This window comes from Hominifimenecus sp. rT4P-3, assembly GCF_051055405.1.
In the GTDB taxonomy this organism is placed as follows: domain Bacteria; phylum Bacillota; class Clostridia; order Lachnospirales; family Lachnospiraceae; genus Pseudolachnospira.
This window is the reverse complement of the sequence record NZ_CP167068.1, coordinates 317,823-340,158: the sequence shown is the minus strand read 5'-3', so window position 1 is coordinate 340,158 and position 22,336 is coordinate 317,823. Positions and strand designations below refer to the sequence as shown.

General features: G+C 48.2%; 28 protein-coding genes and 1 riboswitch. Of the genes, 2 read left to right on the top strand and 26 right to left on the bottom strand.

From position 1 onward, the window contains the following. Positions 1 to 4 precede the first annotated feature (4 nt). Complete coding sequence (locus ACCC71_RS01615; RefSeq protein ID WP_434310706.1) at positions 5 to 508, bottom strand: tripartite tricarboxylate transporter TctB family protein; 504 nt, start codon at positions 506 to 508, stop codon at positions 5 to 7. Positions 509 to 587: 79 nt separating this feature from the next. Between ACCC71_RS01615 and ACCC71_RS01610 the strand changes: the two genes are divergently transcribed. Then, positions 588 to 1,484: a LysR family transcriptional regulator gene (locus ACCC71_RS01610; protein WP_434310705.1), complete on the top strand. Its 897-nt coding sequence runs from the start codon at positions 588 to 590 to the stop codon at positions 1,482 to 1,484. 77 nt (positions 1,485 to 1,561) lie between these two features. Here ACCC71_RS01610 and ACCC71_RS01605 read toward each other — a convergent pair whose 3' ends face one another. The 10 genes from ACCC71_RS01605 to metK all read right to left on the bottom strand — a co-directional run bounded on the left by ACCC71_RS01605 (position 1,562) and on the right by metK (position 12,594). Then, positions 1,562 to 2,665 carry a tripartite tricarboxylate transporter substrate-binding protein gene (locus ACCC71_RS01605; RefSeq protein ID WP_434310704.1) on the bottom strand — a complete coding sequence of 368 codons (1,104 nt, stop codon included), beginning with the start codon at positions 2,663 to 2,665 and terminating at the stop codon, positions 1,562 to 1,564. A 53-nt stretch (positions 2,666 to 2,718) separates the two neighbouring features. Beyond that, positions 2,719 to 4,302, bottom strand: a complete 1,584-nt coding sequence (locus ACCC71_RS01600) for an acyl CoA:acetate/3-ketoacid CoA transferase (protein ID WP_434310703.1) — start codon at positions 4,300 to 4,302, stop codon at positions 2,719 to 2,721. A gap of 209 nt (positions 4,303 to 4,511) precedes the next feature. Continuing rightward, on the bottom strand, positions 4,512 to 5,714 hold the full coding sequence (locus tag ACCC71_RS01595) for a ribose-phosphate pyrophosphokinase (RefSeq protein WP_434310702.1): 1,203 nt from the start codon (positions 5,712 to 5,714) through the stop codon (positions 4,512 to 4,514). A gap of 4 nt (positions 5,715 to 5,718) precedes the next feature. Continuing rightward, positions 5,719 to 6,750 carry an ATP-binding protein gene (locus ACCC71_RS01590; protein ID WP_434310701.1) on the bottom strand — a complete coding sequence of 344 codons (1,032 nt, stop codon included), beginning with the start codon at positions 6,748 to 6,750 and terminating at the stop codon, positions 5,719 to 5,721. Further along, the gene (locus tag ACCC71_RS01585) at positions 6,725 to 7,876 is read right to left on the bottom strand and encodes a DnaD domain protein (RefSeq protein WP_434310700.1); all 1,152 of its coding nucleotides are present in this window, start codon (positions 7,874 to 7,876) and stop codon (positions 6,725 to 6,727) included. Before ACCC71_RS01585 ends, ACCC71_RS01590 begins: the two co-directional genes overlap by 26 nt. Positions 7,877 to 8,067: 191 nt before the next feature. Next, entirely contained in the window at positions 8,068 to 9,447 is a 1,380-nt protein-coding gene (murC, locus tag ACCC71_RS01580; RefSeq protein ID WP_434310699.1) for a UDP-N-acetylmuramate--L-alanine ligase, read from the bottom strand. Between the two features lie 16 nt (positions 9,448 to 9,463). After that, positions 9,464 to 9,946 carry a QueT transporter family protein gene (locus ACCC71_RS01575; RefSeq protein WP_434310698.1) on the bottom strand — a complete coding sequence of 161 codons (483 nt, stop codon included), beginning with the start codon at positions 9,944 to 9,946 and terminating at the stop codon, positions 9,464 to 9,466. 130 nt (positions 9,947 to 10,076) lie between these two features. Next, positions 10,077 to 10,340: a hypothetical protein gene (locus tag ACCC71_RS01570; protein WP_434310697.1), complete on the bottom strand. Its 264-nt coding sequence runs from the start codon at positions 10,338 to 10,340 to the stop codon at positions 10,077 to 10,079. 100 nt (positions 10,341 to 10,440) lie between these two features. Then, on the bottom strand, positions 10,441 to 11,373 hold the full coding sequence (locus ACCC71_RS01565; protein WP_434310696.1) for an ROK family glucokinase: 933 nt from the start codon (positions 11,371 to 11,373) through the stop codon (positions 10,441 to 10,443). 27 nt (positions 11,374 to 11,400) lie between these two features. Then, entirely contained in the window at positions 11,401 to 12,594 is a 1,194-nt protein-coding gene (metK, locus tag ACCC71_RS01560; RefSeq protein WP_434310695.1) for a methionine adenosyltransferase, read from the bottom strand. Between the two features lie 79 nt (positions 12,595 to 12,673). After that, positions 12,674 to 12,772, bottom strand: a riboswitch (SAM riboswitch). Positions 12,773 to 13,009: 237 nt separating this feature from the next. On the opposite strand from metK, the gene ACCC71_RS01555 reads away from it, so the two are divergent. Beyond that, positions 13,010 to 13,732, top strand: coding sequence for an NAD-dependent protein deacylase (locus tag ACCC71_RS01555; protein WP_434310694.1), 723 nt, complete (start codon positions 13,010 to 13,012; stop codon positions 13,730 to 13,732). A 321-nt stretch (positions 13,733 to 14,053) separates the two neighbouring features. Here the strand turns inward: ACCC71_RS01555 and rplQ are convergent, their stop codons facing one another. The 15 genes from rplQ to rplR form a co-directional block, all read right to left on the bottom strand. Further along, complete coding sequence (gene rplQ / locus ACCC71_RS01550; protein WP_434310693.1) at positions 14,054 to 14,590, bottom strand: 50S ribosomal protein L17; 537 nt, start codon at positions 14,588 to 14,590, stop codon at positions 14,054 to 14,056. A gap of 15 nt (positions 14,591 to 14,605) precedes the next feature. Further along, positions 14,606 to 15,565 (bottom strand): DNA-directed RNA polymerase subunit alpha, encoded by a 960-nt coding sequence (locus ACCC71_RS01545; protein ID WP_434310692.1) that lies wholly within the window; start codon positions 15,563 to 15,565, stop codon positions 14,606 to 14,608. Between the two features lie 54 nt (positions 15,566 to 15,619). Further along, positions 15,620 to 16,213, bottom strand: coding sequence for a 30S ribosomal protein S4 (gene rpsD, locus ACCC71_RS01540; RefSeq protein WP_434310691.1), 594 nt, complete (start codon positions 16,211 to 16,213; stop codon positions 15,620 to 15,622). Positions 16,214 to 16,229: 16 nt separating this feature from the next. Further along, positions 16,230 to 16,631, bottom strand: a complete 402-nt coding sequence (gene rpsK / locus ACCC71_RS01535) for a 30S ribosomal protein S11 (protein WP_244799205.1) — start codon at positions 16,629 to 16,631, stop codon at positions 16,230 to 16,232. A gap of 160 nt (positions 16,632 to 16,791) precedes the next feature. Further along, the gene (rpsM, locus tag ACCC71_RS01530; RefSeq protein WP_434310690.1) at positions 16,792 to 17,160 is read right to left on the bottom strand and encodes a 30S ribosomal protein S13; all 369 of its coding nucleotides are present in this window, start codon (positions 17,158 to 17,160) and stop codon (positions 16,792 to 16,794) included. An 88-nt stretch (positions 17,161 to 17,248) separates the two neighbouring features. Then, positions 17,249 to 17,362 (bottom strand): 50S ribosomal protein L36, encoded by a 114-nt coding sequence (gene rpmJ / locus ACCC71_RS01525; RefSeq protein WP_075760134.1) that lies wholly within the window; start codon positions 17,360 to 17,362, stop codon positions 17,249 to 17,251. 116 nt (positions 17,363 to 17,478) lie between these two features. Then, entirely contained in the window at positions 17,479 to 17,697 is a 219-nt protein-coding gene (gene infA, locus ACCC71_RS01520) for a translation initiation factor IF-1 (protein ID WP_244799208.1), read from the bottom strand. Further along, a complete protein-coding gene (locus ACCC71_RS01515; protein WP_434310689.1) occupies positions 17,679 to 17,948 on the bottom strand; it encodes a KOW domain-containing RNA-binding protein in 270 nt (89 codons plus the stop codon). The genes infA and ACCC71_RS01515 overlap by 19 nt, the downstream gene beginning before the upstream one ends. 69 nt (positions 17,949 to 18,017) lie before the next feature. After that, positions 18,018 to 18,776, bottom strand: a complete 759-nt coding sequence (gene map / locus ACCC71_RS01510; protein ID WP_434310688.1) for a type I methionyl aminopeptidase — start codon at positions 18,774 to 18,776, stop codon at positions 18,018 to 18,020. A 3-nt stretch (positions 18,777 to 18,779) separates the two neighbouring features. Continuing rightward, positions 18,780 to 19,424 (bottom strand): adenylate kinase, encoded by a 645-nt coding sequence (locus tag ACCC71_RS01505; RefSeq protein ID WP_434310687.1) that lies wholly within the window; start codon positions 19,422 to 19,424, stop codon positions 18,780 to 18,782. Between the two features lie 30 nt (positions 19,425 to 19,454). Beyond that, positions 19,455 to 20,780, bottom strand: a complete 1,326-nt coding sequence (secY, locus tag ACCC71_RS01500) for a preprotein translocase subunit SecY (protein ID WP_434310686.1) — start codon at positions 20,778 to 20,780, stop codon at positions 19,455 to 19,457. Position 20,781: 1 nt separating this feature from the next. Next, the gene (gene rplO, locus ACCC71_RS01495) at positions 20,782 to 21,222 is read right to left on the bottom strand and encodes a 50S ribosomal protein L15 (protein ID WP_434310685.1); all 441 of its coding nucleotides are present in this window, start codon (positions 21,220 to 21,222) and stop codon (positions 20,782 to 20,784) included. 10 nt (positions 21,223 to 21,232) lie between these two features. Beyond that, positions 21,233 to 21,415 carry a 50S ribosomal protein L30 gene (rpmD, locus tag ACCC71_RS01490; protein ID WP_434310684.1) on the bottom strand — a complete coding sequence of 61 codons (183 nt, stop codon included), beginning with the start codon at positions 21,413 to 21,415 and terminating at the stop codon, positions 21,233 to 21,235. 16 nt (positions 21,416 to 21,431) lie between these two features. Next, entirely contained in the window at positions 21,432 to 21,941 is a 510-nt protein-coding gene (rpsE, locus tag ACCC71_RS01485; protein ID WP_434310683.1) for a 30S ribosomal protein S5, read from the bottom strand. A gap of 12 nt (positions 21,942 to 21,953) precedes the next feature. Next, a complete protein-coding gene (gene rplR / locus ACCC71_RS01480) occupies positions 21,954 to 22,322 on the bottom strand; it encodes a 50S ribosomal protein L18 (RefSeq protein ID WP_434310682.1) in 369 nt (122 codons plus the stop codon). Positions 22,323 to 22,336 lie beyond the last annotated feature (14 nt).

The window sequence follows — 22,336 nt, the reverse complement described above, 5'->3', positions numbered from 1 at the left end:
CCTCTTAAGGTAAAGTAACTAAAAACACTTTCGCAAAAATCAGGTAGCAGGCAAGCGTTGTTACAACTGCTATAATTGCACGTTTGATCCCCATCTTTACGCTCAGCTTTTTCCTTATCAGAAAGAGCATCTGCGCAACCATAAATAAGGTAGTCGCGATGATGTAATTGACCTTTCCCAGAATCAACAGATACCCGACTGTAATGACCAGGAATCCCGTAACGTCCAAAGGAAAGCCTTCTCGAATCGAATCGATAACCAATTTCCCTTTATTCGTATATTTCTCTCTGTCCTCAGGAATCTCCCGGCGCGCCATAATCAGCGTAATCAAAATACAGATCGTCATGATTCCCAATAATATCAGAGGCAGGGTGCCCGGTCCATTGATCTTAGGAACCTTTGAATAAATGCTGATTGCTTCTTTTATCAATACGCCCGTCAGAATCATGAATAAGACGATAACCAGATATTCACGAAACGCAAACGTATCTCTTTCTCTCTTGCTCATTTTTCTATAGCCCTCCTGTTCCTTTCGTGTTATATTAAAATTATAAACCACCAACTCACATAAATCGAAGAGGGAAGTTATGAATTTAAATTATCTTTATTATTTTAATGTTCTTGGACAATACCAACATTACGGCAAAGCCGCGGAAGAGCTGCATATTACACAGTCTGCCCTAAATCAAACCATCGCCAAACTGGAAGAAGACTTAAACGTACGCCTTTTCGAGAAACGCGGACGCAATATTTTTCTTACAAGGCTGGGAAAAGAATATTGGCAGCAAGTCAATTATGCCCTTCATTCCTTAGATATCGCCCAGGAAAATCTGATTCTGGCTTCCAAAGGGATCGGAGGAAATATCAATATCGGCTTCACCTTTGTTGTAGGAAGCATCTTCTTCCCCGCTCTCATGCACAATTTTCTCCAATTGCCGAATCACTCCAGCATTTCATTCAATACGCTTCAGGGAGATTCTCCTGAAATTATTACAGCCGTAAGGGAGAGAAAATGTGATATTGGTTTTGGAACGTATTTCCGTGATATTCCGGATCTCAAATTTGTTCCGGTTTTCCGCCAGAATATTATTCTTGCCGTTACAAAAAATCATCCTCTTTTAAAACTTCGTACGATAACCTGCAAAGATCTTGAGCCCTACCCCTTTATCTCATTCAAAAAAAGTCACACGCTTTATAACATGACCATGCAGTTTTTTGAGGCAAACCACACGCTCATCCACCCCACCTATGAGGTAAAGGAGGAAACCACGCTAGCGGGTATGGTGGCCGCTAATCTTGGAATAGGATTTATACCAGACTCCCCACTGTTAGACTCTTTCGATATTGTTAAATTGCCGGTAGAAGGAGCTCCCACCAGTAGATATCTATACATGTGCTATCTGGACGAACCCTATATCCAGACACCGGCAGCCGCATCGTTCATCCATTTCGTTGAAAAAAACCGCGACTTTTCACTCCGCTAGATATAGAAGGGCCATCCATTGGCGAAACACTTGTTGGATGGCTCTTCTTTTTTCTTGTCTACTATTTCATCCTACCATTAAGCCTGCGGACGCTCAACACCGTAATCAGCCGGATTCAGGTCTACAATACCAGAATCATAGTACAGGTACCACTGGATGGCTCTGCTGTTCTCAATATAGGCAGCTGCGTCATCGCCGGCCAAACCATAGCCAAGCACGCCGTTGGTGGTCAGATACTCCTGGAACGCCTCGCTGTTGTACGCGGTAGTCAAAGCTTCTTCCAGCTTGGCTACAACTGCCGGATCGGTATCCTTGTGAACAAAGCAAAGGATGTAAGATCCCCAAGGAAGGAATTCATTGAATTTCTCGTAAGTCTCACACAGCAGCGGAACTCCTTCATAGCCCTCGATTGCGGTATCGCCAAAGATTGCCTTGCATACGAAGGAACCATCTTTGATATAGGAAAGTGCGGTAAAGTTATTGCAGATTGTAAAATCTACTTCGCCGCCCAGCAGCGCCGTACGGCAGTCGCCTTCGCTTCCATATACGACAACGTTGAATTCAACTCCATGAACCACCTTCATCATTTCCACATAGGCGTCGATGTTAGTGCCAAGGCCTGCGGAAGCTACCGTAACCTCACCGGGATGCTCCGTAGCATAGGCGATCAGGTCTTCATATGTCTCATAAGGGCAGTCGGGCTGGGTAACCAGAACACCTTCCGAACCTCCGAATACCATCAGAGGCGTCAAGTCCTTCAGGCAGTCGATCTCGGCAATTCCAAGAGCCTGCCACATATTACAAACTTCCGAAGTAAAGAGAATCGTATGCCCGTCGGCATCCTGACCCTGTACAAACTCAGTTGCCGTTGCGCCGGACGCACCAGCTTTGTTTTCCACTACTACAGACTTTCCAAAAAGCTTTTCCATCTCAGGGCAGATAATTCTTGCCATGATGTCTGTTGCACCGCCGGGATTGAAAGAGATGATACCCGACATGTTCTTGGAAGGGAACTCCACATCCCCTGCTGCTTCCGTGCCTTTGGTCTCTCCCGCAGCTGCAGTCGTTACCGCCTCTGTCTTCGCTTCCGTCTGCGCAGGCGTCGTCTCTGTATTGGACCCACAAGCTGCAAGTCCGAAGACAAACGTGCACGCAAGCGCTGTTGCTAAAAGTTTTTTCATTGTTTCTCCTCCATATAAATTTATTAACTATAGGTTTATCACCTATTTAGTTCTTAGTGAAACCAATCCTGATCCAGATTCATGGATACGTCTGTAAAGATCCGCTCATCCATAATCCCAATCTTCTCCGCCAAGAGCGGTTTGAAATCCATGTGAGCCAAAACGTCTTTCTCGATATCGATTCCAGGAGCCACCTCGGTCAGCATAACGCCATCCTTGGTCAAGCGAAATACTGCTCTTTCCGTCACATAGAGAACTTCCTGGTTCCGGCGGATAGCATCCGCGCTGCTAAAGGTGATCTCCTCCACCTGGCGCACCATCTTGACGAATTTCCCTTCCTGGGTAATCTCAATCTTGCCGTCTCCCACTTTGGTCCTTAGTTTTCCGGATTTCAACGTTCCACAGAACACAACCTTCTTGCTGTTTTGAGTAATATTGACAAATCCGCCGGTTCCCATAATCTTTCCGTTGAATTTGTGGACATTTACATTGCCCTTCTCATCTACTTCCGCGAAGCTTACGTAACAGATATCGAGTCCGCCTCCATCATAGAAATCGAACTGGGCCGGCATATCGACGATGGATTTCATATTCACGCAAGCGCCAAAAGCGTGTCCCTGGACAGTAACACCTCCGCTTACCCCATGCTCGGTGGTAAGGGTAATGGCTTGATCAATCCCCTCTTCCGCAGCACATGCGCCAATTCCATCTGCAATTCCAACTCCAAGATTTCCTACGTCACCGGGCTTTGCTTCCATCAATGCTCTTCTCGCAATCACCTTGCGCTCCGTCAACGGAAGGGGCTCGCTGCTTTGCTCGTCCGCCATATAATGCCCACCTATGTAAGAAGCATCCTTCACGCCGTAGATCGGCTCCTGATCCTCGCAGACAACCAGATAATCCACCAGATAACCGGGGACTTTCACCTCTTTCGGAGGAATACTTCCTTTCTTCACAAGCCGCTTTACCTGGGCAATCACAATACCGCCGCTGTTATGGGCTGCCTGCGCCATCGGGAGAACATCCATCAAAGTGACTTCATCCTCCAGGGAAATATACCCTTCCACATCTGCGGTGGAACCTCTGATCACACACACATCCGGCTTGAAAGCTTTGTAGAAAAGGTATTCCTCTCCGTCGATTTCCATCAAAGAAACCAAATCCTCTTTTGTCACATCGTTCAGCTTCGCGCCTTTCTGTCTAGGGTCCAGAAAAGTCCCTAATCCCGTCTGAGTAATGATACCGGGCTGGTGCGCTGCGATTGCTCTCCACATCTGGCTGAGGACTCCCTGGGGATAGTTATATCCTTCGATCAGATTTTTCTCCGCCATCTCGCAGATTCTGGGAGACTGTCCCCAATGACCCAAAATCGCCCGCTTACACAGACCTTCCTTTGCAAGGGGAGAAATGCCTCTCTCCGCCCGATCCCCAAGACCTGTCGTCGTTACAATCGTTAAATTTCTAGGTTCTCCACATTCGTCAAAGTGCTTTGCCAAAGCCTCTATCACCGTGGTCGGCTCCATAATCCCTCCGCCGGCTCCACAAAAACAAACCGTTCCTGCCGAAGGAATGAGAGAAGCAGCAGCCGATGGGCTTAGCACTGGAACGCGTCGATAATTTTCCGTATTCTTTACCATTATGAACGCTTCCTTTCATTCAGTTTCATGTTCAAGCATATAATATCATTTCATTTTCCTAACGTCTATTTCATAGTTTTTGCTTTTTTATTAAGCATAGCTTAATGATAACCGTATGAAACGCCTTACCCCAAAAACAAAAGGCGCTTCTCATCGACGGTTATCCGTCGATGAGAAGCGCCCCTATTTCTCCCTCAGTCTAAGGTCATTTATCCATTTTCAGATTTTTTTGCTTCTTGCTTTTCTTTATACTTTGCCAGACGTTTCTGGATCTTATCCGCCGGATTTAACAGCGGCTCCAAAGACATATCATGGTTCATCGTATCGATCAAAAGCGCAATATATTTACTCAAATCCACACTGGCATAATAAGGTCTTGCCAGTGTTTCCGGCGACTGATAGATCGCGTTGGTCGTCAGTATCTTATCGATCAACCCGTCGTTTACCGCCTGATCAAAGATTTCCATCCCGGCTGTAAATAGACCAAAGGTCGCGCAGGCAAATACCTTTCTAGCCTTTCTAGCCTTCAGTTGCTTTGCCACATCGATAACGCTCTCGCCGGAAGCGATCATATCGTCCACGATGACCACATCCTTACCCTCCACAGAGGCTCCCAGGAATTCATGGGCTACAATGGGGTTTTTTCCTCCCACAACGCGGGTATAATCTCTCCTCTTATAAAACATACCTACGTCCAGACCGCCCAACATCGTCGAAAAATAGATGGCTCGTCCAACCGCTCCTTCATCCGGACTGATAATCATCATGTGCTGCGGGTCCAGCTGCAGATCTTTCTCTGTACGCAGCAACGCCTTAATAAACTGATACGTCGGTACAATCGTCTCAAAACCACTGAGCGGAATCGCATTTTGCACACGGGGATCATGGGCGTCAAAGGTCAGGATACAACTTACCCCCATGGAAACCAGTTCCTGCAAAGCCAAGGCACAGTCCAAGGACTCCCGGCCTGCTCTCTTATGCTGACGGCTTTCATAAAGGAACGGCATAATGACCGTAATCCGTTTTGCCTTACCGCCCACCGCCGCGATAATACGCTTCAAATTCTGGAAGTGATCGTCCGGAGACATCGGGTTTTCTTTTCCGTACATCGGGTAGGTCAGGCTGTAATTACAGATATCCACCAAAATATACAAATCATCTCCGCGAACGCTGGCGTTCAGCACTCCTTTGGCCTCGCCGGAACCAAACCGCGGCAGGCTGTTCTCCACCATATAAGAATCTTTTTTATAGCCGTTAAAATCCAGCTCGCGCTCTTTTCTCCACATCGCCAGGTACGCGTCCACCCGTTCTGCCAGTTCTTCACAGCCCGGAAGGGCTACCAGGCCCAAAGGACCCACCGGCAGCGTATGAGAAAACTCATCGTTTGCAGAAGCTATTGTAATCTCGCTCATCTTGTTATTTTCCTCCATCTTTGATTCCATCCTTCGTGTTTACAGCAAGACCCAGCCGCTCCTCTCGCTTCTTTAAACGAATATCGGAATTGAAAAGCCGCAGCAACCGGTAATTCTCCATCAACCGGGACGCCACCCGCTCCGAATAGCTGGCCCGAATTTGGTTCATCGTCAAATTTGTAGAAATTATCGTCGATTTCCTTCGGAGTTCTCTCTCGTTCAGGCAGCAGAAAAGTTCTGAACTGACCAAAGAATTATTCAACTCTGTACCCAGATCATCCACGATCAACAGATCACTGTCCAAAACCCAATGATAATATTCTTCCTGTTCCGGCTCCTCCCTGGAATAGGCATGATCCGCCAATGCCTCAAACAGTTGATTTGCCGACAGGTAAATCACCGATACTCCTTTTTTCATCAATGCACCGGCAATACAGTTGGAAAGAAAGGTCTTTCCGGTTCCCGCGCTTCCGGTCAAAAGCAGATTTTCCAGCCCCGGCTGAAAATTTTGCACAAAACGTTTGCTTTGCGCCAGGATCTGCTTCATATGTTCATAGGGACTCTCCCCGCCGCCCGGCGGCGCTTCCCGGTCATAATATTCCAAAGAAAAAGTAGAAAAGTTCTCCTGATCCAGCCTTTCATGGATGGGGTGCTGGGAAAACAGCATGTCCACAATTGCCTGTTCAAAACAACGGCATCTTTTTCCATCCACGTATCCGGTATCACGGCAAAAGGGACAGTGAAAGGGCAGTTCTAGATAATCGACTGGGTAGCCGGCTGAAGTTAATAAAACCTGTTTTCCTTCTTTTATTTCCTGAAGCTGTCCCGCTAGCTTATCCGCCGACGCCTGATCGCCCGCAAGCAACCGTTTCGCTCTTTGATAAGCCAAATCCGCTGTCGTCTCATCCATCTCGCGAAGGCGTGGAAGTCTTCCATAAACTTCCTGCATGCGCGCTTCCTGGACAGCACGATTCTCCAATTGCTTTCGGTCATAATCCCTTCGAATCTTATCATACTGTGGATTTGTTAGCCCCATAGAGTTCCTTTTCCTCCTGCATGAGAAGCGCGTCGTAATCTGTATCCCTCTGATCAAAATTGTGGAACCGGTTGAGCGCAGCCGTCTTCTCCGGCTTTTTCCGCTCGACTTTCTGCCTCTCATAGAAAGCCTTGGCCGCCTCCGCCGTCGTAATTCCTGCGGATTTCCAGGCTTTTACAATTTTATCCGTATACTCAAAGCTGGGGGAATGGATCGCTCTCATGGTCCGGTTGCAAGCTTCCACTACAACAGGCAGCGGCATCTGATCCTCCCGCAGCCAAATATTTAAGAATTTTCGCTCTTCGGGAGCTAATACTCTTCCGGTAATGCCAAAGGCCTTCATAACCGCCTTATTTTCCTTCTTAAAGGCCCGATTGGCTTCCTTGGCCTGCTGCAAGGTCAATATCCCTTCGCTGTGCCATCCCAGGGCCACGCTCTCCATATAGCGGCAGCTCCGATGCCCGCCGTCTACACAGTACTCGATCAGATATTCAATCAGATCATTGGGAAATTTTAAGGTTTCCTTCATGTAGCCGAAAAGCTCCACATCCTTTGCCGACATGGTCCGACCCAAATACCGCTCCGCAGCAAAAATCACTTCCTGGAAATCATCGTCCTTTTGTATCTTTTTTAGAAAATCCAAGGAACACGATACATGACGTTCCGGGGCCTCCGCCGGTACGGCGGCAGCCGCCTCTTCTTCCGCCGCTGGAACCTGCAGAATCTGCTCTGTCTGGGAAATAGCGATGTTCTCCGCCTCTAAAGCCGGCACATCCAAAACCGCTACTTTCTCTAATTTTCCATCGGCTCCATATTGAAGCTCCAAAAGATTTAATTTTTCCCAATAGCTCAAGGCTCGGATCACATCTTTTTCCGTATTGTTCAGCCGATCTGCCAAAAAAGATACCGAAAATTCCTGGTCCTTGTCCGAAAGAAGACGCAGCAGATACAAATAAACCTTCACAAATTCCCCATTCGCATCCGCCATATAGCCGTCAATAAAAGCGTTGGAAACTGCTGTCTGTTCCCACCGCCTGTTCTTCAATAATACCACAACAAATTCCCCCGCTTCCTCATGCGCTTCCTTTACGCTGTCGGCATTCGCTCCCAAGAATACAAGCCTCACCAAGTGTTCCCATTATAACACAAACCCCTGCTTTTGAAAATAGTCAATTTTCCCAAAACCCCAGTAAAACCGTGGGTTTCCAAGGATTGTGGATATTGTGGATTTCGTGGATAACTACCATTTTCCGACAAAAAATCCACAATTTTTTCAACCATCTTTCCTGTTGATAAAATTGTGGATATTGTGGATAACTACCGCCCTAACAGCTTTTCCCCAACAATTACGATATCTCCGGCGCCCATAGTTATCAACAAGTCACCGTTCATAGAATTTTCTAATAAAAAATTTTCTATCTCATCAAAAGAAGGGAAATAATGCACTTCCGTCCCCCGATCTTTGATCCGTTCCGCCAGATTTCGGGAAGAAATTCCCAGCGTATCCGTCTCTCTGGCCGGATAAATCTCCGCCAATACCACCGCGTCGGCCAGGGATAACGCATCGGCAAATTCCTCCATCAACGCCTTTGTCCGCGTATATGTATGAGGCTGGAATACGCAAACCACGCGGTCTGCCTTCCATTTTCTGGCTGTGGTCAGCGTTGCCCGAATCTCATCCGGATGATGAGCGTAATCATCAATAATCGTGATCCCCCCCAAAGTTCCCTTCCGTTCAAATCGGCGATGGGTTCCTGTAAAATTCTGAAGGCCGCTGCAAATGGTTTCCGGCTCTAAACCGATCTCTCTTCCTACCGCAATCGCCGCCAAGGCATTGGAGACATTGTGCTCGCCGGGCACAGAAAGGGAATAGGACAATTCCGCTCCGTCTTTCTCCTTTACCAGAAAAGACGGGTTGGCATAACCGTCAAAAGTAATATTGGACACACAGAAGTCATCTTCCGGACGCGTTCCAATCGAACAAATCCGGCAAGCAAGCCCTTCTGTAATCTCCTGATAATCCGGAATTCCACTGTCAATAATTAAAAGTCCCTGTTTCGGGATGCGCTCAGCAAACCGACGGAACGAATTCCGAATATCCTGGATGTCTTTAAAGAAATCCAGATGATCCTCGCAAATATTTAAAATAACGCCGATGGTTGGATAGAGCGCCAGGAAACTATTGGTATACTCGCAGGCTTCCGTCACAAACAGATCGGATTTTCCCACACGAATATTACCGCCGATACTATCTAACATACCGCCTACGGAAATGGTCGGATCACAGTCTCCTGCCAATAGTATTTCCGTCACCATAGAAGTCGTCGTGGTTTTCCCGTGAGTACCCGCCACAGCTACAGCGGTGGGAAAGTTCCGCATCATCTGACCCAAAAGTTCTGCACGAGTCAGCATCGGAATGCCGTTCTTTTGGGCCGCCTGAAATTCTTCGTTATCGGCATGTACTGCCGCCGTATACACTACCGCGTCTATCCCATCCACAATATTCGCGGCACGCTGCCCATAAAAAATTCTGGCGCCGTCTGCTTTCAGCTTTTCTGTCAGTGCAGATTTTACCGAATCGGAACCTGATACCTGAAAGCCACGTCCCAACAGAACTTCTGCCAGGCCGCTCATACTGATGCCGCCAATACCGATAAAATGAATCCATATGGGTTTATCAAAATCAATCTGATACATGCCGCCACTTCCTATCTTATCTCCGAAAAAGCATCGGATATTTTTCCAGTCCCAGCAACAAAACTGTCCCCAAACCGCCGATGGCAATCACTTCTCCAATCCCCACGGTAACCATCAAATAAGGAACCAATTCCGGAGCGCCATAAGCAATTTTTAACACCCAGGGTACAATCAAGGTATTCGATACGATCGGTGGCACGCAAACCCAAAAGCGATGCCTACGCAAAGCATACGACCCAATCGCCCCCAGAAGGCTGGCCAAGGTTCCAAAGACCACATCCATGGGCACAGCGCCAGCAAAAAGATTGCCCAAAAAGCACCCGATTGTTACGCCCGGAATCGCCGCAGGCGTAAAATACGGAAGAATCACTAACGCTTCCGAAATCCGGCACTGAATTGGGCCAAACCCAAATGGTGCAAAGAGAAGCGTCAGAGCCGTATAAAGCGCAGCAATCATCGCCGCAGTCGTCATGTAACGGACAGTTTGTTCTTTTTTCATTGTTCATTCTCCTTTAGTTTTGTTTTACGTCAGGAAGGTCTCGAACTGACGTCTCTATCACATAAAATCTGTCATTCCTCTCCCTTTGGGTTTGGAATGACAGCATAATTATGTTTCCAGATTTCTTATCTTATTCCGCTGTGTCCTCCGTTAGAACACCAGCCATGTCGCTGACCACCATCTGAGTCCGGTTATAATCCGGGCGGCTGGCCTGATACGCCTTGTACTGGTTCACACCGGTCATAACAACCGCAACCACAACCGCAATCGCAAATACCAGTCCTCCCAGCTTCCAAAGGAAAAGCTCTCGTTTTTCTTTCAAACGCTCCTGTTCCTTTTCCTGTTTCCGGTTATGTTTATTTGCTTTGTAAGAATCCACTTTTTCTTTACTCATCGGAAGTCACCTCTCTTATCTGCATACTTCACAATTATTTTACAACGAAAACGATGATTTTGCAAGTTTTTCCTGTCATCCCTGCAAGCAGCATTCACCCTTATCCAAGAACTAGACGTACCGCTCCATAGATTCCCGCTTCATTTCCTAAAGTCGCCAGACGGATTTCCGCTTTATGGTAAAGGAGTTTGGTCATCACATCATACTTTTTCCGAATTAAATCAATGAGAAACTCTCCTGCAGCCGACACGCCGCCTCCAATCACAAAAACCTCCGGATCTACAATATAACTGACAGAGGACATCGCCCAGGCCAGATACCCGCCTACATCCTCAGCCACGCCAAGGGCCAGCGGATCTCCTGCTTTTGCCGCATCCATTACATCTTTTGCCGTCAGATTCCGAATCTCCCGAAGAACGCTGGGACGGGTCGTTCCCATTAAAACCCGCTTGGCTTCCCTGACAATGCCGGTAGCGCTGGCATACTGTTCTAAACAGCCGCGGTTTCCACAGTTGCAGGTTTCCGTTTCATCCAAACGCACCGTGATATGCCCAATCTCTCCAGCAATCCCATGAGCTCCCTTTCGTACTTTTCCATCCAAAACAGCGCCTCCGCCTACCCCGGTGCCAATGGTAAGCAAAAACATACTGCGAAAACCCGCGCCTCCGCCTTTCCATGACTCGCCAAGGGCCGCGACATTGGCATCATTCTCGCAACAAATCAGAGGAATCCCCAGACGTTTACTTAGCTCTTTAGATGGATAGATTTCTCGAACCCCAATATTTACTCCGACCTCCATGTAACCATCCGGTAATACAGGGCCGGGAATTCCCATCCCGACCCCCCTGATCTCCGAAGGATGCAGGCCAGCTTGCACCGCATGGTTTAGGATAGAAGCGGCAATATCATCAAAAATATATTTTCCATTCTCTCCGATCCGGGTCGGGATTTCCCATTTCTCCTGTAACACACCCTCCCCCTGAAAACGTCCCAATTTTATCGTTGTACCACCGATATCCACCCCAAAATACAAGCCGCTACCTCCTATCTTCCACTTCTTTTATTGCTCTAAATACTTTTTCAGCGTATCCACCTTATCCAGACGTTCCCAGCTAAGGTCCAGATCGTTTCTGCCAAAATGTCCATATGCCGCAGTCTGGCGATAAATCGGACGGCGTAGATCCAAAGTTTTGATAATCGCCGCTGGCCGCAGGTCAAAGTTTTCCCGTATAATTTCAATCAAACGGGCATTGGACAATTTTCCCGTTCCATAGGTATCGATATTGATGGAAGTAGGGGTAGCTACTCCAATCGCATAAGATACCTGAATCTCACATTTGTCCGCTAAGCCAGCCGCTACGATGTTCTTAGCCACATAGCGCGCTGCATAGGCTGCGGAACGATCTACTTTTGTGCAGTCCTTGCCGGAAAAAGCGCCGCCGCCATGTCTTGCATATCCGCCGTAAGTATCCACGATGATCTTCCGACCTGTCAGGCCGCTGTCGCCGTGGGGGCCTCCAATCACAAAGCGCCCGGTGGGATTGATAAAAAACTTCGTCTTCTCATTTACCATGGAAGCTGGCAAAATGGGATCAAAGACATATTTTTTGATATCCTGATGGATCTGTTCCTGGGTCACGTCCGGATCATGCTGCGTAGAAAGCACAACACAGTCCAATGCCACTGGTTTTCCCTGCTCATCGTACTCCACAGTTACCTGGGTTTTTCCATCGGGACGTAAATAAGGCAGCGTACCATTTTTTCTGACCTCAGTCAGACGGCGGGCCAGCTTATGGGCCAGTGCAATGGGATAAGGCATATATTCCTCCGTCTCGTTGGAGGCAAAGCCAAACATCATTCCCTGATCCCCAGCGCCGGTATTGCCGATCTCTTCCTCGCTCATCTCATGTTCCTTGATCTCCAGGGCTTTGTCTACGCCCATCGCGATATCCGGAGACTGCTCGTCAATGGCAACGAAAACGCCGCAGGTGTTTCCGTCAAAGCCATATTCCGATTTGTTGTAGCCGATGTCTAAGACCGTCTCCCGGACGATCTTTTGAATGTCCACATAAGCTTTGGTCGTGATCTCTCCCATAACAACGACAAAACCGGTATTGGTCAAGGTTTCGCACGCCACACGGCTCATCGGGTCCTGCTCCATCAGAGCGTCCAAAATCGCATCCGAAATTTGATCGCACATCTTATCGGGATGGCCTTCGGTTACGGACTCAGAAGTAAATAGTGTTCTTTCCATGGATTCTCCTCCTTAAAAATGCTAGGGAGAAAAAAGCGAGCCCGCAAAAGCGGACTCGTTGAATATGCTTCATCGAATCCTCTTATTGTTCGATTTCTCGCTCAGGTTGGCACCTTCCATGTCGCAGGGGTTGCCGTGATATCATCGATCCTTGGGTCTCCATCACTCTGAATAAGGGGCTCGTTTTCTCTCTTTACTTGTGGTTATAATCATACACTATTTCACGATTTTTTCAAGTGGTTTTTATAAGAAACTCCTTGATCTACCACAAAATAGCGAAAAATCCTTGCCAAAAGCGAATATATGGGATACAATATTTCCCCAAACATCATTTACTCTATGATAATTTCTGAGAAGATCGGATACCCCTCTTGCGGTATCCAAAAACAAAATCACAACAAAGGGAGGGCTTGCCATGAGCGAACTAGAAATCTTGCAGAAATGGCTGGATGAGAGTCAAAAAGGAGTATTTTTCGGCGGGGCGGGAGTGTCCACCGAGAGCGGCATTCCCGACTTTCGCAGTGTAGACGGGCTTTACAATCAGAGTTACCAATATCCGCCGGAGACTATCATCAGTCACAGCTTCTTTACCCAAGATCCGGCGGAATTCTACCGCTTCTATAAGGAGAAAATGCTCTATCTAAAGGCACAGCCCAACGCCGCCCATAAAAAGCTGGCTCAGCTGGAGGCTGCTGGGAAGCTGGCCGCCATCATAACCCAAAATATCGATGGCCTTCACCAGGCGGCAGGGAGCAAAAATGTGCTGGAGCTTCACGGCAGCGTTCATCGCAACTACTGCCTGAAATGCCGTCAGAGTTACAATGCGTCCTATGTCAAGGCCGCCGAAGGGATTCCCTTATGTAAGCACTGCGGCGGGATGCTCAAACCCGACGTAGTACTTTATGAAGAGCCGCTGGATGAGGAAACCATGGCTCAGGCAATAAAAGCTATCCGTGAGGCCGACCTGATGATCGTGGGCGGCACCTCCCTGGCGGTTTACCCAGCGGCAGGACTAATCCACTATTACCAAGGCAGCCGCTTGGTGCTCATCAATAAGACGCCCACCCCCTACGACAGCCACGCCGACCTGATCCTTGCCGGAAAAATCGGGGAGATCTTTTCTCAGATCACCGCCTGATAGAAAAAACCTCTGGTGCTGGGATCATTGAGACAAAAGACCTCTCACCAAGAAGTGTCGGAATAATTTGTATTTGCAGGAGCGTTAGTACTTCTTCGGTTCCGGAAATTTGTATTGCGAGCAAAAATAAGACTGTTTGAGCGCAGCGAGTTTCTTATTTTTGCGAGCGCTTTTTACAAATTTACGAAACCCTAGAAGTACTCGCTCCGAAACTCTACAAATTATTCCGACACTTCTTGGTGAGAGGCATTTTGCTTCCAACATCCTCCCAAAAGAAAAAAGACTTCCGGTTCTAAAACCGAAAGTCTTTTTTATCAAATCTTATACCAACTCTAAAATAACTTCCATAGCAGCGTCGCCGCGGCGAGGTCCGATCTTGATGATCCGGGTATAGCCGCCCTGGCGGTTCGCATACTTAGGAGCAATCTCATCAAAAAGCTTTGCCGGAAGATCCACTTCCTTGGTCGCTTTCTTACGGCCAGCCAACTCCTTCGGCACTTCCGTAACCGGATACAGTACCTTTAACATCTGGCGGCGTGCATGCAGACGGCTCGGCATATCCTTCTTGATGGTCTTTTCCTTGGTCTCAAAAACCGTAACCTTCTTGCCATCTACGGTCTCTTTGACTCTCTTGCCGTCTTTATCTTTCTGAGCTACTTTCGCAGTAACCGTAACAGTCTCAAAATTGTCCTTCTCTTTTACTGCCAGGGCGATCAGGCCCTCCGCAATCTTCCGGACTTCTTTGGCTCTAGCCTCGGTGGTCACGATCTTGCCGTTGTTCAGCAAGCTGGTCACCTGGCTTCTCAGCATGGCCTTACGCTGGCTGGAAGTTCTTCCAAGCTTTCTATACTGTGCCATTTCTTCACCTCCGATTTATTCCTCACTGGGATTGAGTTCCAGCCCCAGTTCTTTTAACTTCGCCAATACCTCTTCCAGAGATTTCCGACCCAGGTTACGCACCTTCATCATATCCTCCGGCGTGCGGTTTGTCAGTTCTTCTACCGTGTTGATTCCGGCTCTCTTCAGACAATTATACGAACGAACGGACAGCTCCAGCTCGTCGATGTTCATCTCCAGTACCTTTTCCTTCTCATTGTCCTCCTTCTCCACCATGACCTCGGCGGTCTTGGCGTTCTCGGACAGATCAATGAACAAGTTCAGATGTTCGCTGAGCACCTTTGCAGCGAGGCTGACCGCCTCGTCGGGAGCCAGCGTGCCGTTGGTATAGATATCCAGAGTTAATTTGTCATAATCCGTAATTTTCCCTACACGGGTATTCTCTACGGTCATATTGACACGCTCAATGGGCGTATAGATCGAATCCACGGAGATCACTCCGATCGGAAGGTCCTCCGATTTGTTGCGCTCTGCGCTAACATAACCGCGTCCTCTGGTGATCGTAATTTCCGCGTTAAACTTCGTATCTTTTCCGCCGCTGCAAGTAGCGATCACATGCTCCGGATTCATAATCTCGATATCGGAATCCACCTGGATGTCGGCCGCCGTCACGACGCCCTCCCCCTCAAACTCAATGTATCCGATCTTCGGCTCGTTGGAGTCGCTGTTGTTCTTGATTGCCAGCCCTTTCAGGTTCGTAACGATTTCCGTCACATCCTCCTTGACGCCGGGGATGGAACTGAACTCGTGAAGCACGCTGTCAATTTTCACCTGACTGACGGCTACGCCAGGCAGGGAAGACAGCATGATTCTGCGCAGGGAATTGCCCAAAGTGGTGCCATAGCCCCGCTCCAGGGGTTCTACTACAAATCGGCCGTATTTTTTATCTTCCGAAATCTCAACGATTTCGATGTTGGGTTTTTCAAATTCAAACACGATTCTACCCCCTCCTTCTGGGTTGATTGTCTGGGGATGTCATAGCTCCGCTAATTATTTGGAGTACAACTCTACAATAAGCATCTCATCAACCGGAACATCGATCACTTCTCTGGTGGGCTTCTCGGTGATAGTCACTTTCAGGTTCTCCAGATCGCTCTCCATCCAAGAAGGAGTGGTTCTGCCAGCGGTCACAGCCAGAATATCCTTATATCTCTGAGCACCTTTATGTTTCTCTTTGATTTCAATTACATCGCCAGCCTTCACATTGTAGGAGGGGATGTTGACACATTTTCCATTTACCAGCACATGCTTGTGATCGACGATCTGACGAGCTTCCATGCGGGTTCTAGCCATACCGGCGCGGAACAGTACATTGTCCAAGCGCAGCTCCAGCAGGATCATCAGATTTTCACCGACCATACCGCGCATCTTTGCGGCACGGTTATAATAATTACGGAAAGGCTTTTCCAAAACGCCATAAATGAATTTGGCTTTCTGCTTTTCTCTCAGCTGAAGGCCGTACTCGCTCATCTTCTTATTGGCTCTTTTGGGCTGTCTGTTTGACTTTTTGTCAATTCCCATGTGAATCGGGTCTAAGTCCAAAGCTCTGCATCTTTTAAGAACAGGAACTCTATTAACTGCCACTTTTTTTTACCTCCAATTATACTCTTCTACGTTTGGGCGGACGGCATCCGTTATGAGGAACGGGTGTTACGTCCTTGATGCTCGTTACTTCCAGACCACAGGCGGACAGGGCGCGGATTGCAGCCTCTCGTCCCGAACCGGGGCCTTTCACAAAAACGTCGACAGTCTTCAGACCGTGCACCAAAGCGGCTTTCGTAGCAGTTTCTGCTGCCATTTGTGCTGCATAGGGGGTAGATTTCCTTGAACCTTTAAATCCCAGACCGCCCGCACTTGCCCAAGACAGAGCATTACCCTGTGTATCCGTAAGGGTAACAATCGTGTTATTGAAGGAGGATTGAATGTGCGCTTGTCCGCGTTCAACGTTTTTCTTGACACGCTTCTTTGTCACTTTTTTTGCAGATGACACTTTCTTTGCCATTTCTAAACTAACCTTCCCTTATGGGTTCCTTTCTAAAAAATTTCGTTAGTCGAGTTGCCAATCTGAGGATAAGCGGACTGCCTTTCCATAGTCTTTTTCCTGTACAAAAAACAGAGCCTTTTATACACGAAAAAGACTACGTCCAGTCCGCAAACTCCTCTTATTTCTTCTTGTTTGCTACTGTTTTCTTCGGTCCCTTGCGAGTTCTCGCGTTGGTTTTGGTCTTCTGACCGCGAACCGGCAGACCTTTTCTGTGACGGATGCCGCGATAGCAGCCGATTTCCTGCAGACGCTTGATGTTCAGCGCGATTTCTCTTCTCAGATCGCCTTCCACCATGTGATGCGCTTCGATGATCTCACGAATCCGGTTTACTTCCTCATCCGTCAGATCCTTTACGCGGGTATCCGGATTTACATTTGCCTGCTCCAAAATCTTGGTCGAAGAAGCTCTTCCAATGCCGTAGATATAGGTCAGACCAATCTCGACACGCTTTTCTCTCGGCAAATCAACACCTGAAATACGAGCCATTTGTGTGCTACCTCCATAAATATTTTCTATAATCTCAATCCATTGTTAAATAAGGACGGACTCAGCCCTTCCATTTTCACTCGCGAAATTAACCCTGTCTTTGTTTATGCTTCGGGTTCTCGCAAATAACTCGGATACTGCCTTTCCGCTTAATCACTTTGCATTTTTCGCAAATCGGCTTTACGGATGCTCTGACTTTCATTTGCGTATCTCCTTTCAAAAAAGTGCACCAAATAGTATAGCACCTTTGTCTTTATAAAGCAAGAACTATTTTCGTTTTGCTAGGAATTTCTTTCCAGACGCTCCTAGCCTGCCACCTTACTTATCACGCCAGATGATCCGTCCCTTGGACAAATCATAAGGTGAAAGTTCCAGCGTCACTTTGTCTCCGGGGAGAATCCGAATATAGTGCATCCGAAGCTTACCGCTGATATGCGCCAGCACCTGATGGCCATTTTCCAGTTCTACCTGGAACATCGCGTTGGGAAGCTTCTCCACTACGGTCCCCTCGATTTCAATCACGTCGCTTTTGGACATTCCCTGCTCTCCTTGATATAGCTTTGAATTGCTTTTTTTACTGCTTCGTCAGATCGGAGAAGTTCTCCGTCCTGCTTTCGTCGGATCGGCTGTACATGCTTCTTATTTTTGCGTTTCGGCTGCTTTATGCTTCTCAGGCGGCCGTCCGCAACAAACACAAAGCTGCCTTCTTCACGGATAATGATGAAAACACTCTCTTTATCGTGACCCGCAAGAGACCGGACAAAATTTCCGGCGCTGTAACAATCCATCGTCCGTCTCCCTCCTAATTTTCGTAGGTCTCGGCAGACATAAAAGCCTCCGGATTGCTACGTGCTGCGTCACGGGACTTTTATAGTCAGGATTTCCGGTTCTCCCTCTGTGATCAAAACGGTATTTTCGTAATGGGCTGACAAACTGCCGTCCGCTGTCACCACCGTCCAATCATCGTCCAACCACTCCACATCCTTGGTTCCCATGTTGATCATCGGCTCGATGGCCAACGTCATCCCCGGCTTCAAACGAATCCCCTTGGTGTGTTGGTAAAAATTGGGGATTTCCGGCTCCTCATGGAGATGTGTGCCAATCCCATGGCCAACCAAGTCTTCCACAATCCCATACCCATGCTTTGTTGCGTGGGCAGCAATCGCATTGGAAATATCATGCAAATGATACCCGGCCTTGGCAAACTTAATACCCTCAAAAAAGCATTCCCTGGTCACATCCATCAGCTTTCTTGCTTCCTTGCTGATCTCTCCAACCGCATGGGTTCGCGCTGCATCTGAATGGTAACCTTTGTAAATCAACCCTGCATCCAGACTGACAATATCGCCGTCCTCCAGATACCGTTTCCTGCTTGGGATTCCATGCACTACCTCGTCGTTAACAGAAACACAGATCGAGGCAGGATAGCCATTGTAATGGAGGAAATTCGGCACGCAGCCAAAACTGCGGATGATTTCCTCCCCTAAACGGTCAATGTCCTTGGTTGTCATGCCCGGCCGGATCGCCTTGCCCAGTTCCTCGTGGACAATGGCAAGAAGCCGGCCGGACTCTCTCATCAAGGCAATTTCCTTTTCGGATTTAATCGTTACTGCCATGAATTACTCCCCCAGACGGTCTGTGATCGCCTTAAAGACTTCCTCCATGGGCTTTGTTCCGTCCACGTCCACCACCAGGCCTTTTTCCTTATAATAATCATACAGCGGCTGGGTCTGTTCATGATATACGGACAGACGATTTTTTACCGTTTCCGGCTGATCATCCTTCCGGGTAATCAGATCCGCGCCACAGCGATCGCAAACGCCTTCCTTTTTCGGAGGAATATTGACCACATGGTAGCTGGCCCCGCAGCTTGGGCACATCCGCCGGCCTGCCATCCTCTTGATGATGGACTCGTCGGGAACATCCACATTCACTGCGAAATCAATGTCGCCGCCCTGGCTGCTAAGCGCTTCGGTCAATTTTTCCGCCTGGTTGATCGTGCGGGGAAAACCGTCTAAAATATATCCATTTTTGCAATCTTCGCGACCAATCCGATCCAAAACCAGATCTACGGTCAATTCATCTGGAACCAGGGCGCCAGCATCCATGAACTCCTTTGCTTTCTTCCCCAGCGGTGTGCCTTCCTTCATATTCGCCCGGAAAATATCTCCCGTTGAAATGTGAGGAATCGCATATTTATCTGCCAGCATTTTTGCCTGAGTGCCTTTTCCGGCGCCCGGAGCTCCTAACATTACAATCTTCACCAGACTGCTCCTTTCCTCATGTACCGGCAATTAATCGTTCAAAAATCCCTTATAGTTCCGAACCAGCATCATTGACTCGATCTGCTTTAAGGTTTCCAGGATAACACCCACGATGATGATCAAAGATGTTCCCAGGAAGCTTAAAGAAGAGCCGACTCCAAAAATTCCAAACAGCACGATTGGAATCAAGGCAATAATCAGCAACCCAATGGCTCCAATGAATACAATATAGTTCAAAACATGGTTCAAATAATCCGAGGTAGGTTTTCCCGGACGAATTCCAGGGATAAAACCACCCTGCTTCTTCATATTATTCGCGATCTCCAAAGGATTGAAAGAAATCGACGTATAGAAGTAAGCGAAGAAGATCAGCAGCACAATATAAAGCAGAAGGCCAATACTATAAATCGGCTCATCCAGATTGCACCAGCTGCTCTGGCTCAAACCTTTGATGATGTGACCTGCCGTCGTGGTCGGAGCCACCGTATTGATTCCGGCAAAGCTCGCTACCATCGAAGGAATACTCAGCAAGGAAGATGCAAAGATAACCGGGATTACGCCGGCGGTGTTGACCTTGATCGGAATATTGGAGGACTGCCCTCCCATCATTTTCCGGCCAACCATCTTCTTTGCATACTGCACCGGAATCCGGCGCTCTCCGCCCTGCAAATAAACGACAAATAGGACTAGTCCAATCAGGAGCGCCACAATGATCAAAGTGATCACAACGCCCAGGGCGATGGACTTGCCCATAACAAAATGCTGATACAGGCTCATCAAGTCACGGGGCAGGCTATCTAAGATATTAATCAATAAGATAACCGAGATACCATTTCCGATTCCTTTGATGGTAATCTGCTCGCCGAGCCACATTAGCACGGCGCTTCCCGCAGTCATAATAACCGCGACTAAAATTACATTGTACCAGGTATAATTGGTCAGGTAATTGGAACCAAAACCAATCGCCATAGAGACGGACTGAATAACCGCCAACGCCACGGTCAGAAAACGGGTGATCTTCGTAATCTGTTTCCGGCCTTCCGCACCCTCTTTCTGCAGTTCCTCCAGCTTCGGGATCGCAATGGTCAGAAGCTGAATGATAATCGACGACGTGATATACGGGGAAATTCCCAGCGCAAAGATGGACATCGTCGTGAACGAGGTTCCGGTAATTGTAGTAAAAAAGTTAAAGGCCGACGTGGTCTGGCTTTGCCACCAGGCCGTCAGATAAGCCGTATTGATTCCCGGTGTGGGAATCTGGCTGCCCAGCCGGACAATCACAAGCACCAGCAGGGTAAATGCCAGGCGCCTGCGAATGTCGGCAATCTTAAATGCATCTCGAAGGGTTCTAATCATGTTATACCTCCTCGGCAGTACCACCTAACGCTTCGATCTTCTCCTTTGCTGCAGCGCTGAAAGCATTGGCTTTCACGTTCAGCTTCTTCGTCAGTTCTCCATTACCGAGGATTTTTACACCGTCTCTAGGGTTCTTTACAATCCCTTCCTCCACCAGCTTAGCCACGGTGATTTCCGCGCCGTCCTCAAAACGCTCTAAAACAGAAACATTGATGCCGACGATGATCTTTGTATTGATATTGGTAAAGCCTCTTTTCGGAATACGGCGGTACAGAGGCATCTGGCCACCCTCAAAACCGGGACGGGGCGCTCCAGAACGAGCTTTCTGACCCTTGTGGCCCTTGCCTGCGGTTTTTCCGTTTCCGGATCCATGACCGCGGCCTCTTCTGAAATTATCGCTGTGCTTTGAGCCCGCAGCAGGCTGTAAATTTGACAAATCCATGGCTTACCTCCTATGCTTCTTCTACCTTAATCAGGTGCTTTACCTGCTGGAGCATGCCTCTGGTCGCTGCATTATCCGGCAGTTCTACGGTCTTGTTGAGTTTCTTAAGGCCCAGAGCTTCCACGGTCTTCTTATGCTTGGGAATCGCACCAATGGTGGATTTCACCAATGTTACTTTTACTTTCTCTGCCATTATAAGCTTCCTCCTATCAACCCAGAATCTCTTCTACGGATTTGCCGCGAAGCTTCGCAAACGCTTCCGGGGTCTTCAGGCTCTTCAGGCCTTCGATACATGCCAGCACCACGTTCTGCTTATTGGTGGAACCAAGCGCCTTGGTACGGATATTCTTAATACCTGCCAACTCCATCACTGCACGGGCAGGGCCGCCGGCAATTACACCGGTACCTTCCGGAGCTCTCTTCAGCATAACGGAAGCACTGCCGAATTTGCCAATATAATCATGAGGGATACTGTTGTTCTCATCGATCGGAACCTCGATGATCTTCTTCATCGCATCCTCTTTGCCTTTGCGGATGGCCTCCGGAATCTCGGCAGCCTTGCCCATTCCAGCGCCTACGTGTCCGTTTCCGTCGCCGACTACGACCAGAGCCGTGAACCGCATGTTGCGGCCGCCCTTAACGGTTTTGGATACACGCTTAATCGCAACTACTTTATCCTGTAATTCTAAATTGCTGATGTCAACGATTGTACGCTTCATGCTTTCCTCCTCTTAGAACTTCAGGCCGGCTTCGCGGGCCGCGTCTGCCAGTGCCTGGATTTTTCCCTGATAAATGAATCCGCCTCTGTCAAAGACAACCGTATCGATCCCCTTTTCCAGCGCCTTCTTGGCGATAACGGTTCCCAGGTAGGAAGCAGCAGCTACATTGTTGGTCTTTTCAAGCTCCGCCTTCACATCCTTCTGAAGGGTAGACGCAGAAACCAAGGTAGTCTGAGCGACGTCGTCGATAATCTGGGCATACATATGATTGTTGCTCCGGAACACAGCCAGGCGAGGACGCTCAGCAGTGCCGCGGAAACGATTACGGATTTTCATGTGCTTTTTAACACGGATTTCCGTTCTGGATTCTTTCCTAATCATTTTTACTCGCTCCT

Bases quoted from the DNA above. Each gene is read 5' to 3' on its own strand.
- ACCC71_RS01615 (WP_434310706.1), bottom strand. From the start codon at position 508: ATGAGCAAGAGAGAAAGAGATACGTTTGCGTTTCGTGAATATCTGGTT.
- ACCC71_RS01610 (WP_434310705.1), top strand. From the start codon at position 588: ATGAATTTAAATTATCTTTATTATTTTAATGTTCTTGGACAATACCAA.
- ACCC71_RS01605 (WP_434310704.1), bottom strand. From the start codon at position 2,665: ATGAAAAAACTTTTAGCAACAGCGCTTGCGTGCACGTTTGTCTTCGGA.
- ACCC71_RS01600 (WP_434310703.1), bottom strand. From the start codon at position 4,302: ATGGTAAAGAATACGGAAAATTATCGACGCGTTCCAGTGCTAAGCCCA.
- ACCC71_RS01595 (WP_434310702.1), bottom strand. From the start codon at position 5,714: ATGAGCGAGATTACAATAGCTTCTGCAAACGATGAGTTTTCTCATACG.
- ACCC71_RS01590 (WP_434310701.1), bottom strand. From the start codon at position 6,750: ATGGGGCTAACAAATCCACAGTATGATAAGATTCGAAGGGATTATGAC.
- murC (WP_434310699.1), bottom strand. From the start codon at position 9,447: ATGTATCAGATTGATTTTGATAAACCCATATGGATTCATTTTATCGGT.
- ACCC71_RS01575 (WP_434310698.1), bottom strand. From the start codon at position 9,946: ATGAAAAAAGAACAAACTGTCCGTTACATGACGACTGCGGCGATGATT.
- ACCC71_RS01570 (WP_434310697.1), bottom strand. From the start codon at position 10,340: ATGAGTAAAGAAAAAGTGGATTCTTACAAAGCAAATAAACATAACCGG.
- metK (WP_434310695.1), bottom strand. From the start codon at position 12,594: ATGGAAAGAACACTATTTACTTCTGAGTCCGTAACCGAAGGCCATCCC.
- ACCC71_RS01555 (WP_434310694.1), top strand. From the start codon at position 13,010: ATGAGCGAACTAGAAATCTTGCAGAAATGGCTGGATGAGAGTCAAAAA.
- rplQ (WP_434310693.1), bottom strand. From the start codon at position 14,590: ATGGCACAGTATAGAAAGCTTGGAAGAACTTCCAGCCAGCGTAAGGCC.
- rpsK (WP_244799205.1), bottom strand. From the start codon at position 16,631: ATGGCAAAGAAAGTGTCATCTGCAAAAAAAGTGACAAAGAAGCGTGTC.
- rpsM (WP_434310690.1), bottom strand. From the start codon at position 17,160: ATGGCTCGTATTTCAGGTGTTGATTTGCCGAGAGAAAAGCGTGTCGAG.
- rpmJ (WP_075760134.1), bottom strand. From the start codon at position 17,362: ATGAAAGTCAGAGCATCCGTAAAGCCGATTTGCGAAAAATGCAAAGTG.
- infA (WP_244799208.1), bottom strand. From the start codon at position 17,697: ATGTCCAAAAGCGACGTGATTGAAATCGAGGGGACCGTAGTGGAGAAG.
- ACCC71_RS01515 (WP_434310689.1), bottom strand. From the start codon at position 17,948: ATGGATTGTTACAGCGCCGGAAATTTTGTCCGGTCTCTTGCGGGTCAC.
- map (WP_434310688.1), bottom strand. From the start codon at position 18,776: ATGGCAGTAACGATTAAATCCGAAAAGGAAATTGCCTTGATGAGAGAG.
- secY (WP_434310686.1), bottom strand. From the start codon at position 20,780: ATGATTAGAACCCTTCGAGATGCATTTAAGATTGCCGACATTCGCAGG.
- rplO (WP_434310685.1), bottom strand. From the start codon at position 21,222: ATGGATTTGTCAAATTTACAGCCTGCTGCGGGCTCAAAGCACAGCGAT.
- rpmD (WP_434310684.1), bottom strand. From the start codon at position 21,415: ATGGCAGAGAAAGTAAAAGTAACATTGGTGAAATCCACCATTGGTGCG.
- rpsE (WP_434310683.1), bottom strand. From the start codon at position 21,941: ATGAAGCGTACAATCGTTGACATCAGCAATTTAGAATTACAGGATAAA.
- rplR (WP_434310682.1), bottom strand. From the start codon at position 22,322: ATGATTAGGAAAGAATCCAGAACGGAAATCCGTGTTAAAAAGCACATG.